Annotated in this window: 10 protein-coding genes; 1 reads left to right on the top strand and 9 read right to left on the bottom strand. The window is 65.5% G+C overall.

The window, feature by feature from the left end:
• Positions 1-49 precede the first annotated feature (49 nt).
• From FCE95_RS01505 to FCE95_RS01465, 9 genes are all read right to left on the bottom strand, one after another.
• Entirely contained in the window at positions 50-1,969 is a 1,920-nt protein-coding gene (locus FCE95_RS01505) for a CocE/NonD family hydrolase (protein ID WP_137265232.1), read from the bottom strand.
• A gap of 112 nt (positions 1,970-2,081) precedes the next feature.
• Entirely contained in the window at positions 2,082-3,371 is a 1,290-nt protein-coding gene (locus FCE95_RS01500; protein ID WP_137265231.1) for an argininosuccinate lyase, read from the bottom strand.
• 135 nt (positions 3,372-3,506) lie between these two features.
• Positions 3,507-4,457, bottom strand: a complete 951-nt coding sequence (gene argC, locus FCE95_RS01495; protein ID WP_137265230.1) for an N-acetyl-gamma-glutamyl-phosphate reductase — start codon at positions 4,455-4,457, stop codon at positions 3,507-3,509.
• Positions 4,450-5,079 carry a GNAT family N-acetyltransferase gene (locus FCE95_RS01490; protein ID WP_137265229.1) on the bottom strand — a complete coding sequence of 210 codons (630 nt, stop codon included), beginning with the start codon at positions 5,077-5,079 and terminating at the stop codon, positions 4,450-4,452. The genes argC and FCE95_RS01490 overlap by 8 nt, the downstream gene beginning before the upstream one ends.
• Before the next feature lie 2 nt (positions 5,080-5,081).
• Complete coding sequence (locus FCE95_RS01485) at positions 5,082-6,389, bottom strand: acetylglutamate kinase (protein WP_137265228.1); 1,308 nt, start codon at positions 6,387-6,389, stop codon at positions 5,082-5,084.
• Positions 6,390-6,475: 86 nt separating this feature from the next.
• Positions 6,476-7,555: an acetylornithine deacetylase gene (locus FCE95_RS01480; RefSeq protein ID WP_137265227.1), complete on the bottom strand. Its 1,080-nt coding sequence runs from the start codon at positions 7,553-7,555 to the stop codon at positions 6,476-6,478.
• A 133-nt stretch (positions 7,556-7,688) separates the two neighbouring features.
• Positions 7,689-8,882: an argininosuccinate synthase gene (locus FCE95_RS01475; RefSeq protein ID WP_137265226.1), complete on the bottom strand. Its 1,194-nt coding sequence runs from the start codon at positions 8,880-8,882 to the stop codon at positions 7,689-7,691.
• An 18-nt stretch (positions 8,883-8,900) separates the two neighbouring features.
• A complete protein-coding gene (locus FCE95_RS01470) occupies positions 8,901-9,902 on the bottom strand; it encodes an N-acetylornithine carbamoyltransferase (RefSeq protein ID WP_137265225.1) in 1,002 nt (333 codons plus the stop codon).
• Between the two features lie 244 nt (positions 9,903-10,146).
• Positions 10,147-10,590, bottom strand: coding sequence for a glycine zipper 2TM domain-containing protein (locus FCE95_RS01465; RefSeq protein ID WP_137265224.1), 444 nt, complete (start codon positions 10,588-10,590; stop codon positions 10,147-10,149).
• A 169-nt stretch (positions 10,591-10,759) separates the two neighbouring features.
• On the opposite strand from FCE95_RS01465, the gene cysS reads away from it, so the two are divergent.
• Complete coding sequence (cysS, locus tag FCE95_RS01460) at positions 10,760-12,127, top strand: cysteine--tRNA ligase (protein ID WP_137265223.1); 1,368 nt, start codon at positions 10,760-10,762, stop codon at positions 12,125-12,127.
• Positions 12,128-12,140 lie beyond the last annotated feature (13 nt).

The raw sequence follows: 12,140 nt of genomic DNA, 5'->3' as shown, positions 1-12,140 counted from the left end.
TCGCGGCGTGCTCCCGGGTATCGCTTCGCTCGACCCGGGCTACGGTCGTTTATTTCACCGGCAAACTGACGAAGCTCGCGTTCTGCGGCGACGTCCACACCCGCTGCGTGGCCTTGCGGTAATCGCCCGGCTTGGCGAAGAAAATGTTGTCCACGTAGGTCTGCGGGTTGCGGTCGTAGAGCGGGAACAGGCTCGACTGCACCTGCACCATCACCCGATGGCCGGGCAGGAACACGTGGTTGGTCGTCGGCATCACGAACTTGTAGAGCAGCGGCTGGTTCGGCGCGATCGGCTTCGGATGCTCGAAGCTCTCGCGATAACGGCCGCGGAAGATCGCCAACGACACCGCCAGCTCGTAACCGCCCATTTCCGGCGTCGAAGCCATCGTTTCCGGATACACGTCGATCAGCTTCACTACCCAATCGCTGTCGCTGCCGCTGGTCGAGGCTTGCAGGTTCATCTCCGGCGCGCCGGAAATGCGCAGCGGCGCGGTCAGCGGCTCGCTGACGAAAGTCAGCACGTCGGGGCGGCCGTCGACGAAGCGCTGATCCTTCACCAACCAAGTCGTCCAGGTTTCGCGGTCGCCCATCCGCGACGGACGCGGCACGAACGGCACCGGTTTGGCCGGATCGGAGACGTACTCGTCGTATTCGCCCTGCCCCGCCGCCGGCGCGTCGAACGAGAGCTTGCCGCCGGCGTGCAGATACAGCGGCTTCGGCTGCGCCGCGCAACCCGAAGCGCAACTCAGCGGCCAGGACGGGAAACGATCCCAATGGTTTTCGCCGGTGTTATAGATGAAGACCGGCGGCGTGTCGGCCTTGGGCGCGCCTTCGACCAGGTATTGATCGAAGAACGGCTTGAGCACATCGCGACGGAATTGCAATGCGGTGTCGCCGTCCCACTTCAGCGCGCCCAGCGAGGCCGCGCCGACATTCACCTGGCTATGCCGCCACGGGCCCATCACCAGGTAATTCATGTCGTTGTTCGTGTCTCTCGGCTCCATCGCCGGATAGCTGTGGATCGCGCCCCACATGTCTTCCTGGTCCCACAGGCCCTGCAGCCACATCGTGGGCACCTTGAGCGGCGTGCGCGCCATCGCCTTGTCCAGCGCTTGTTCCTGCCAGAACGCGTCGTAGGCCGGGTGCTCGAGGATCTTGCGCCAGAACGGCAACTGTTCGATGCCGTGCGCCTTGCCGTAGTCGCCGGCCGAACCGAAGCTCAGGAACGTCGTGTAGTCGTCGTAGCCCTCGTTGACGACCGGCTTGCCCTTGCCTTTTTCGGTGGTTTGGCCGGTGAAATAGTCGAAATTGGTCTGACGGAACGCGCCGAAATTGAACCAGTCGTCGCCCATCCAGCCGTCGACCATCGGGCTCTCCGGCGCCGCGACCTTCAGCGCGGGATGCGGATCGACCAAGGCCATCACCACGGTGAAGCCTTCGTACGAGGAACCGATCATGCCGACCCGGCCGTTCGATTCCTTCACGTTCTTGACCAGCCAGTCGATGGTGTCCCAAGCGTCGGTGGAATGATCGACTTTGGTGCCGTTGAGCGGCCCGCGCAACGGCCGCGTCATCACGTAATCGCCTTGCGAGCCGTATTTGCCGCGCACATCCTGGAACACGCGGATGTAGCCGCTGCGGACGAAGACTTCGTCGCCTTCCGGCAGGATGTCGATCATCCGCGGCGAATCCATGCGGCTGGAGCGGCCGCTGGCGTCGTAAGGCGTGCGGGTCAGCAGGATCGGGGCGTTCTTCGCGCCTTTAGGCACCACGATGACGGTATGCAGCTTCACGCCGTCGCGCATCGGGATCATCACGTCGCGCTTTTCGTAGTCGTTGGCGGACGTGGGCGCGACGAATTTCTTGCCGGTGATGTCCGGCGCCATCGGCGGCGTCTGCGCCAGTGCCGACCCGGCGAACGCGGCGCTCGCCAGCAGGAGCCAAAGGGATCGACGTACGGCTGCGCGCATAAGGGCTCTCCCGGTGCCAATCTCCGACTTTAGCGCTGCGCCGCGCATGAGCCAACGTGACTTCCGGCAGGGATATGGAGCATGACCTCGCTATGCCGCAGCCGGCGGAGCCTCAATCCAGCGCGGCCAAGCGCTCGTGCAGCACGTCCAAACGCAGATCTCCCGACGCACCGGGCGATACCCGCTGTTTAAGGCTCTGGGCGGGATCGCCTTCGCCCCAGCGCTGCGGATCCGCGGCCTGCTTGTAAGCGTCGCGGAACGGTACGCCTTGCTTGGCCAAATCGACCGCCAGATCCGTGGCGTACATCGACGGCTCCAGCGCCGCCCGCATCCGATCCGCGCGCCATTCGAGATTCCGCAGCAAGTCCGGCAGTAGTGCCAAAGCGCCCAACCCCTTGCCGAAACCGTGGAGCAGCGCGCCTTTGCTCAACTGCAGATCGCGGTGGTAGCCGGACGGCAGCGACAGCAGCTGTTCGATCTCGCAACGCGCCGCCGCCACGCTGGCGTAGCTGGCTCGCATCAGCTCGACCACGTCGGGATTGCGCTTGTTCGGCATGATCGAACTGCCGGTGGTGTACTGCGCGGGCAGCGCGACGAAGCCGAATTCGGCGCTGGTGAACAGGCTCAGATCCCAAGCCAGGCGGCGCAGATCCAGCATCGCGCTGCCCAAGGCTTCGAGCGCCGCCATTTCGAATTTGCCGCGCGATAGCTGGGCGTAGATCGGCGAAATCTGCAGGCGTCCGAAATCGAGCGCCGATCCGGTATGGCCGCGGTTCAAAGGCAGATTGACGCCGTAACCGGCGGCGGTGCCCAGCGGATTCGCATCCAGCCAATCGCGGGTCTCGCCGGCGCGGAGGGCGTTGTCGATGAAAGCTTCGGCCCAACCCGCCCACCACATGCCCAGCGAAGACACCACCGCGCGCTGCAGATGGGTGTAGCCCGGCAGCGGGACGTCGGCCTCGGCCTGCGCGCGAGCCAGCGCGATGCCGGCGATTTCTTTGCACAAAACTTGCGTGCGCGCGAGTTTTTCCTTCAACCACAAACGCGTGGCCACCAGGATCTGGTCGTTGCGGCTGCGCCCGGTGTGGATGCGGCGGCCGGCGTCGCCCAAACGCTCGGTGAGGCGCGCTTCGATGGCGGAATGGCCGTCTTCGAATGTTTCGTCGAGCACGAACGCGCCGCTGCGGAAATCCGCCGCCAGCGTATCCAATTCGCGTAGCAGGCCGGCCAGCTCGTCTTGCGACAGGATGCCGATGCGCTGCAACCCTTCGGCGTGGGCTTTGCTTGCGGCGATGTCGTGCAGGAAGAACTCGCGGTCCAGGATCACGTCGTCGCCGGCCAGGAAGGCCTGAATTTGCGCATCGACCGCGACGCCGGGTTTTTGCCATAACAGGTCGGACATGACATCGCCTCTTAGCTCCGCTCTTATGTAGGAGCGGCTTTAGCCGCGAGCTTTTGCTCGCAGCGATGGAAAATCAAGACCTCGCGGCTGAAGCCGCTCCCACAAGAGCCGGCTCTGCAAGAGCATGCAGCCCGCTCATGCTGGAATCCCCGCCATCTCGTCGAAGCCGAAAGCCAGATTGAGGTTCTGCATCGCCTGCGTCGCCGCGCCCTTCAGCAGATTGTCGAGCGTGGACACGGCCACCAGGCGCCGGCCGTCGGCCGACAAGGCGAAACCGCCGATCTCGACACCGTGCTTGCCCGCGATGCGACTGACCCAGGGCGCGTCGTCGACGACCCGAATCAAAGCTTCGCCGGCATAGCGGTCGAGATAGCGTTGTTTCGCGGCATCCAACGCGATGGGCTTGGCCAAATGCAGATTCGCCGTGATCGTCAACCCGCGGAAATGCGGCGCGACATGCGGCATGAATTCGACCGGCAGGCCCAGCTGCCGGGTCGCTTCGCGTTCGTGGAGGTGGCCGGTGAGGCTGTACGGCATCAGGTTGTCGCGCAGCTTGTCCACGTCGTTCTTGTCGGACGGCGTGGTGCCGGCGCCGGAATAGCCGGATACGCCGAAGCACTGCACGGGGCCGGACAGCAGGTCCAGCATCGGCGCGATCGCCAACTGCATCGCGCTGGCGTAGCAGCCGGGATTGCTGATCCGTTTCTGGCCGCGGTAGCGGCCGCGGGTCAGTTCCGGCAAACCGTAGTACCAGCCGTCGTCGAAACGGTGGTCCGCGGACAGGTCGACGACGACCGGGTCGGCGCCCGCGGCGTCGATGGCCGCGACGAACGCGCCGGCCTTGCCGTTCGGCAACGCCAGCACGACCGCATCGGCCGGGTGAGCGGCGATGTCTTCGTGGGCGTAATTGCGGTAAACCTGTTCGCCGCGATACTCGGCGACGTGCGCCGACACGGGCTGGCCGTCCAACTCGCGCGAGGACACGAAACCCAGCTCGAAATGCGGGTGCGCCGCGATCAAGCGGATCAATTCGGCGCCGGTATGCCCGCGCGCGCCGACGATGCCCACCCGTTTCTTGTCAACCATGATCCGCTCCGCGCCCGCCACGGGCCAGCTTGTACTGCAGATTGCTCTTCACCGCGGGCCACTCCGCATCGATGATCGAGAACACGACCGTGTCGCGGACCGTGCCGTCGGCATGGCGCCGATGGCCGCGCAGCACGCCGTCCTGCTTGGCGCCGAGCCGGGCGATGGCGGTTCGCGAGGCATGGTTGAACCAACTGGTCTCGAAGGCCACCGCCGCGCAGCCCAAGGTTTCGAAGGCGTGCCCGAGCAATAGCAGCTTGGCTTCGGTATTGACACCGGTGCGCTGCGCTTTCGGCGCGTACCAGGTGTAGCCGATGCTCAAGCGCGGCACGGCCGCGTCCAGATCGTAATAGCGGGTGCTGCCGACCAATTCGCCCGCCGCGTCGCGCACCGCGAACGGCAATGCCTGTCCGAGCGCTTGCGCGGCGAGCGCGGCCGCGATGTAGGCATCGACGCCCGACGGATCGGGCACGTTCGTGTACCAGGCGGCCGCCAATTCGCCGCCGGCGAGCGCCGCGCGCACCTCGTCGGCGTGGCTTTCGGCGAGCGGTTCGAGCGCGGCATGGCGTCCGGCCAGCGCTACCGGTTTCGCCCAACCCGACGGGGCCGATGCCTGCGCCATCGTCAATCCTTCAAGGTCGCCGGCCGCGTGCGGCAATGCTCGACGCAGGCGGCGATCTGGTCGAAGCCATCCAGGCCGTACCAGAACACCTTCCATTTCTCCTGCTTGAAGCTGCCGTCGGATTCGGCGTAATAAAAAGGATTCACCGCGTTGTGATGGCGCGAACGCCAGAACAGCTGCGGCGTTTCCTCGCGCATCACCTGCCAGACCGCGCGGCCCAGGCCTTCGCCTTGGGCGTCGTCGAGCACGGCGAACTTGTCCAGATACGGGATGTCGCCTTCCATGGTCAACAACACCGCGGCGCGATAGTGCTCGCTGACGTAAGCGCGCAGCAACGGCGTGCGTTCGAAATAGTCCAAGGTCAACTTGCGGCCGAAAGCCGATTCGATCAGCGAGCGCAGCCGCGGCAGATCGAGCTGATCCCAGCGTTCGGCGCGGATCACCCGCTCGCCGCGCCGCACCAGAGTGCCCGAACCCTTGTGGGTGAACAATTCCTTCGCCAATTGGTCGGGCCGGGTGATCGACACCGAAGACGAAGGCGGCAAGGCCATCAGCAGATCGTGGATCTGCTCGATCTTCACCCGCATGCCGGAATGCAGCCAAGGTTGGGCCAGCAGCTCTTCGTACTCGGTGCTCAGGTTGATCGAATCGATCACTTTGCCTTCGCCGTCCAGCAAACCGCCGGTGCCGGTGAGGAACACGATCTTGTAGGGCTGCAGGGTCTTGATCAGCTCGTTCGCGGCCCAATCGGCGTTGACGTTGACGATCTGGCCGTCGCCGGTTTCGCCGAGCGAGGCGATCACCGGGATCGAGCCGACCTTGATCGCGGCGTGGATGCCGTCGGTGTCGACGCGCGACACCTTGCCGACCAGGCCGTATTTCGCCGGGTCGAGGTAAGCGGCTTCGAACACGCCCGATTGGATCGACGTCGCGCGCACGCCCTCGGCTTGCAGCGCTTCGACCAGCTTCAGGTTTTCCTGGCGCAGCACGCGGCGCACCACGGCCAGTACCGCGGCGTCGGTGTAGCGCAGGTTGTCGACGGTGACCTTCTCGATGCCGGCGGCCTGCATTTCCGCATCGAGCTGCGGTCCGGCGCCGTGGACGACGATGGGCGTCAGCCCCACTTGCTGCAGGAACGACAGCGAGGACACCAGCGCCTCGAGCTCGTCGCGCAACACCGCGCCGCCGACCTTGACCACGGCGAACCGCGCCGCGTCGAGTTGCGAGAAGCGTTTGAGGTATTGCTGGATCTCTTTGGCGCCGGCCATGTTGGACAGCAGCCGGACGATCGTGGTGCGCAGATCGGTCATGGTGAGCAGGAACTCATCGTTGCGGGACCGGAAGTGCCCTCCGATCGCCCGAGTCGGCGGCCGAAGGCGTGGCGAGCAGGTTCATGTCAGCGCTCCATCAGTCGTTGGTAAGTGGCGGCCGCTTCGGCCAGTTGCGACAGCGCGACCCATTCGTCGGCGGTATGGGCCTGGGCGATGTCGCCCGGGCCGTAGACGATCGCGGTCAAGCCCGCGGCGGAAAACAGCGAAGCTTCGGTCCAGAAATCGACCGCATTGCCGATCGGCAATCCGAGTTCGTCGGCCAAATCGCGCGCCGCCAAGCGCCGTTCCTCGGCCGCGGCGACGTCGCCGGCCGGCAAGGAAGGGCCGCGGAACAGCGGTTCGTACGACGTGCCTTCGGGCGCGAACGCGCGGAATTTCGCATGCAACGCATCCATATCCTGCGAAGGCAACGGCCGGAAGCCGAAGCGCAAATCGGCGCTGGGCGCGATGATGTTGGCCTTGATCCCGCCTTCGATGCGGCCGATGTTGAAGCGCAAGCCGGTGAGTCCGCCGAAACGCTGGTGCGATTCGGCTTCGACCAGCGCCAGCGCATCGGCGCCCCAGCGGATCGCCTGGTGCAGCGCATTAGCATGCATCGCCTCGGCGCCGGAAGCGTGCCCTGCCCGGCCCTGGAACCGCATCTGCACCGAAGCGATGCCGCGATGGGCCAATACCGCTTCGCAACGCGTGGGTTCGGACACCAGCGCTTCTTCGAAACCGTGATTGGTCTTCAGGAAGGCGTCGATGCAGCGCGGATCGTTGGCTTCTTCGTCGGTGGAGAACAAGAAGGCCGCATCGCCTTTCGTCGCGTTCGCCGCGGCGATCAGACATGCTGCCGCGCCCTTGATGTCGCAAGCGCCCAGGCCGATGGCGCGATCGTCGGTCACCCGCAGCTTGTGCGGATCCGCGGTCCAGGCCGGCGAATCCGGCACGGTGTCCAGATGCACGTTGAACAGCCGCTTGGGCTCGCCGCGCACGCCGAAGAACGACACCGCGCCGGCGCCGTGATCGCGCACTTCGATCCGGAAATCGGGCAATTGGGCGCGGACGTAGTCGAAGAGGCCGCCGGTGCCGATGGCGCGCGGCGGATTGCGGGTGTCGAAGGACACCAGCGCTTCGAGATGTTTTAGGACCTGGTTCAGCATGCCTTTCCCGTCATCCGCTTTTTTTCGTAGGAGCGGCTTTAGCCGCGAGCCCTTTCCTGCAAAATCGCGGCATCGCAGCGAATTGGAGCGAGAAATCTCGCGGCTAAAGCCGCTCCTACGAAAAGCCGGAACCTCATTTGTTGATTTCCGCCCACAAGGTGCTGCTCATGCCGAACAACTTGATGAAGCCCTCGGCCTCCTCCACGCCCCAGTCCGCGGACTGCGCATAGGTCGCGCCCTTGGCATGCAGCAGATGCGGGGAAGCGACCGCCACCGCATCGACGCGCCCGCCGCGGGTTTCCAGCACGACTTCGCCGTTGACCGTCGTTTGCGAAGAAGCGAGGAACGTTTCCAAGTCGGTCTTGAGCGGATCGTGATAAAAGCCCTCGTACACCAGTTCCACCCACTTGCGCGCCACTTCCGGCTTGAAGCGGTTCTGTTGCTTGGTCAGCACCGCCTCTTCCAATGCGCGGTGCGCGGCCAGCAACGCGGCCAATCCAGGCGCTTCGTACACGATGCGGCCTTTCAAGCCGATGGTGGTGTCGCCGGTGTACATGCCGCGGCCCACGCCGTACGCCGCGAACAGCGCGTTCAACTTGGCGAGCAGCCGCGCGCCCGGCATTTCGACTCCGTCGAGCGCGACCGCCTCGCCCCGCACGAAGCGCAGCGCGACCCGCAGCGGCGCTTCCGGCCATTCCGAGCGCGGCGCGCACCAGCCGCGCGCGCCTTCGCCCGGCGCTTCCCAGCGGTCGATCTCGCCGCCGGACATGGTCACGCCCAGCAGGTTCTCGTTGATGGTGTAGGCCTTCTGCTTGGCGCGCACGCCGAAGCCGCGCTGCTCGAGGTATTGCTGCTCGTAAGCGCGGGTCTGGGTGTGTTCTTTCTGGATTTCGCGGATCGGCGCGACGATCCGGTAATCGCCGGAAGCCTTCACCGCCAGATCGAAGCGGACCTGGTCGTTGCCCATGCCGGTGCAGCCGTGGGCGATCGCATTCGTGCCCAGGTCGTTGGCGCGAGCCAAGGCCGCGTCGACGATCAGGTAGCGATCCGACACCAGCAGAGGATATTGGCCCTGATAGCCCTCGCCAGCCCAGACGAAAGGCTTGACGAAGCCTTCCCAGATCGCGGGGCCGCCGTCGACGGTGACGTGGCTGCTCACGCCCAATTCGGCGGCGCGGTCCTCGATGAATTTGCGCTCCTCGGCGTCCACGCCGCCGGTGTCGGCGAACACGGTGTGCACGTTCCAGCCGCGTTCCTGCAGATAGGGCACGCAGAAGCTGGTGTCGAGGCCGCCGGAGAAGGCGAGGACGATGTCTTTCTTGCTCATGTCGTTATCCGGAATACGTTACGAAACCAAAGCCGCCATCACCGCCTTCTGCACGTGCAGGCGGTTCTCGGCCTCGTCGATGGCGATGCAGTTGGGCGAATCCATCACCGCGTCGGTCGCCTTGACGTTGCGGCGCAGCGGCAAGCAATGCGAGAACACGCCGTTGTTGGTCAGCGCCATCTTGCGTTCGTCGACGATGAAGTGCTTGAACCGGTCGCGGATCGGCTTCTCGGGTTCCCAATTGCCGAAATAAGGCAAAGCGCCCCAGCTCTTGGCGTAGACGACGTCGGCGCCGGCGTAGGCGCTGTCGATGTCGTGGCTGATCGCCAGCGAACCGCCGCTTTCGGCGACGTTCTGCTTCGCCCAGCCCATGTAGCGCTCGTCCAGCACGTATTCCGGCGTCGGGCACAGCAAAGTCACGTCCATCCCCAAGCGGGTGGCGATGGTCAGCGCGGAATTGGCGACCGCCGTATTGAGCGCTTTGGGATGATAGGTCCAGGTCAGCACGTACTTCTTTCCGCGCAGGTCGGACGTGCCGAAATGCTCCTGCAACGCCAGCGCATGCGCCAGCTCCTGGCAGGGATGGGTGATGGTCTCCATGTTGATCACCGGCACCGTGGCGTGCTCGGCGAAACCGCGCAGCACCTTGTCCTGGCGGTCGAGCGACCAGTCGACGAACTTCGGGAAAGCGCGCACGCCGATCAGATCGACGTAGCGGCTGAGCACCTTCGCCACTTCGGCGATGTGCTCCTCGGTGTCGCCGTCCATCACCGTGCCCAGATCGAACTCGATCGGCCAAGCGTCCTTGCCGGGCGCCAGCACCACGGCATGACCGCCGAGCTGGAACGCGCCCAATTCGAAGCTGGTGCGGGTGCGCAATGAAGGATTGAAGAACACCAGCGCGATGCTCTTGCCCTTCAGCTCGTCGCCGAGCTTGTTGCGCTTGAACAGCGACGCCTGGGTGAGCAGCGCGTCGAGATCGGCGCGGCTCCAATCCTGGGTATTCAAGAAGTGCTTCATCGTTTTCCTGCGGCTTCGATGCGGGCCAAAAACAAGAAACCCAGCGCTAAGGCTGGGTTCGTCCTGTGAAACTCGGATGACGGCGAGTTCCGGCTACCCAGCTGGCGGTTGGGTTTCCGGTCGGCGCGCGCGCGAGGTCATGCCCGAGGCCATCCGGGCGGCGCTTGCGTACGAGTCGGCGAGTCGGGTCTTCATCCGGGCGGCATGGTCGCATGCCGGGCCCTACCCCGCAAGCGCAGCGGGCTCAGCGCTCGGCCGCGCCGGGCGCGTTGACCAGGTACGGCGTCACGGAAACGCGGATGCGCAGGCGGCTGCCGGGATCGCGCGGCAGCCGGGAGCGGTACTTCGAACCCTTGTAGACGTAGTCCACGTCGTAGGCGATGGGGCGTTTGAACTCGCGTTCGATCGGCACCAGGCGGCAGTCCTGATCGGCTTGCGCCTGTTTTTCGGACTTGCCCGGGGTCAACGCATCCTTGACCGTGCCGAGCACGCGGGACAAGCCCTTTTCCTTCTGCGGCGGGTCGCAGTTGTGCTCCATGCGCGTGGCGCGCAAGGTTTGGTAGACCGGTTCCACCCGCAGCACGCGGGCGTAGTCGATGCGCACGTTCTCGATCTGGACGATCGTGACGTCGCCATCCTGCGCGGCGGCCGCACCGGGCACGCACAAGGCCAGCAGCGCGAACGCCATCGACGGTAGCAGCGGTAGTCGGAGCACGCTGGCGAGCACGGCTTGGAGCGGCTTGATGTTGGGAATGGCCGATAAGTCTAGGCCCGGATACTACCGCAGGACTGAATCGCCGCTGTCGCGACCTCGGCCCGGCCGCTAGAATCCCAGGACTCCGTCGGCTAAGACCTCGATGAGCCTGCACCTCTACAACACCCTTACCCGCCGGCTGGAACCGTTCGAGCCCCAGGACCCGGCCCGCCCGACCATGTACGTCTGCGGGCCCACCGTCTACAACTACGTCCACATCGGCAATGCCCGGCCCTACGTGGTGTTCGGCGTGCTCGCCGCACTGTTGCGCCGGCGTTACGGCGGCCTGCGCTACGCCCGCAACATCACCGACGTGGACGACAAGATCAACGCGGCCGCGCGCGAACAGGGCGTGCCGATCGCGGCGATCACCGACCGTTTCGCCGCGGCCTACCGCGAAGACATGGCGGCGCTGGGCATCGCCCCGCCGGACATCGAGCCGGAAGCCACGCGGCACATCCCGCAGATCGTCGCGATGATCGAGCGCTTGATCGCTTCCGGCCATGCCTACGCCGCCGAGAACCACGTGCTGTTCGCGGTCGAATCCTTCGCCGATTACGGCAGGCTGTCGCGCCGCGATCCCGAAGACATGCTGGCCGGCGCGCGCGTCGAAGTGGCGCCTTACAAGCGCAATCCCGGCGATTTCGTGCTGTGGAAGCCGTCCACGGACGATTTGCCCGGCTGGGATTCGCCCTGGGGCCGCGGCCGCCCGGGCTGGCACATCGAATGCTCGGCGATGGCCGAAGCGCATCTGGGCGAGACCATCGACATCCACGCCGGCGGCGTCGACCTGCAGTTCCCGCACCACGAGAACGAGATCGCGCAAAGCCAGTGCGCGCACGGCGGCAAGGTCTTCGCCCGCTATTGGCTGCACAACGGCATGCTCAATTTCGGCGGCACGAAGATGTCGAAGTCGCTGGGCAATATCGAGAAGATCCACGACCTGGTCCGCAAGCACCCGCCCGAAGCGCTGCGCTATGCGCTGCTGTCGGCGCATTACCGGCAACCCTTGGAATGGTCGGACGCGCTGATCGAGCAATCGGTGCGGACGCTGGACCGGTTGTACGGCACATTGCGCGATTTGGCGGACGTCGAAGCCTCGGCCGCGATTCCCGACAGCATCGAAGCCGCGCTCGACGACGATCTCAACACGCCGCAGGCGCTGGCCGAAATCGCGGCGATCGCGGCCGAAGCGCGCAAGGCGACCGAGGGACCGGAGCAATCGCGACTGAAGGCGCGGCTGCTGGGCGCGGGCCTGGCGCTGGGCTTGCTGCAGCAGGATCCGGCCGCCTGGTTCGCCCGCGGCGCTTCTAGCGACGACGATGCGCGGATCCAGGCGCTGATCGACGAACGCAACGCGGCGAAGAAGAATCGCGATTTCGCCCGTTCGGATGCGATCCGCGATCAGTTGGCTTCGGAAGGGATCCTGCTCGAGGACACGCCGCAGGGCGTGCGGTGGAAGCGGGCCTGAGGCTGTTGCTGTT

The sequence above is a fragment of the Luteimonas gilva genome, assembly GCF_005239095.1.
GTDB lineage: Bacteria > Pseudomonadota > Gammaproteobacteria > Xanthomonadales > Xanthomonadaceae > Luteimonas_C > Luteimonas_C gilva.
Note: the sequence above shows the minus strand (reverse complement) of the source record. Positions and strands in the feature narration are given on the sequence as shown.

Coding starts and splice junctions, on each gene's coding strand:
- FCE95_RS01505 (WP_137265232.1), bottom strand. CDS start 1,969: ATGCGCGCAGCCGTACGTCGATCCCTTTGGCTCCTGCTGGCGAGCGCC.
- FCE95_RS01500 (WP_137265231.1), bottom strand. CDS start 3,371: ATGTCCGACCTGTTATGGCAAAAACCCGGCGTCGCGGTCGATGCGCAA.
- argC (WP_137265230.1), bottom strand. CDS start 4,457: ATGGTTGACAAGAAACGGGTGGGCATCGTCGGCGCGCGCGGGCATACC.
- FCE95_RS01490 (WP_137265229.1), bottom strand. CDS start 5,079: ATGGCGCAGGCATCGGCCCCGTCGGGTTGGGCGAAACCGGTAGCGCTG.
- FCE95_RS01485 (WP_137265228.1), bottom strand. CDS start 6,389: ATGACCGATCTGCGCACCACGATCGTCCGGCTGCTGTCCAACATGGCC.
- FCE95_RS01480 (WP_137265227.1), bottom strand. CDS start 7,555: ATGCTGAACCAGGTCCTAAAACATCTCGAAGCGCTGGTGTCCTTCGAC.
- FCE95_RS01475 (WP_137265226.1), bottom strand. CDS start 8,882: ATGAGCAAGAAAGACATCGTCCTCGCCTTCTCCGGCGGCCTCGACACC.
- FCE95_RS01470 (WP_137265225.1), bottom strand. CDS start 9,902: ATGAAGCACTTCTTGAATACCCAGGATTGGAGCCGCGCCGATCTCGAC.
- FCE95_RS01465 (WP_137265224.1), bottom strand. CDS start 10,590: ATGGCGTTCGCGCTGCTGGCCTTGTGCGTGCCCGGTGCGGCCGCCGCG.
- cysS (WP_137265223.1), top strand. CDS start 10,760: ATGAGCCTGCACCTCTACAACACCCTTACCCGCCGGCTGGAACCGTTC.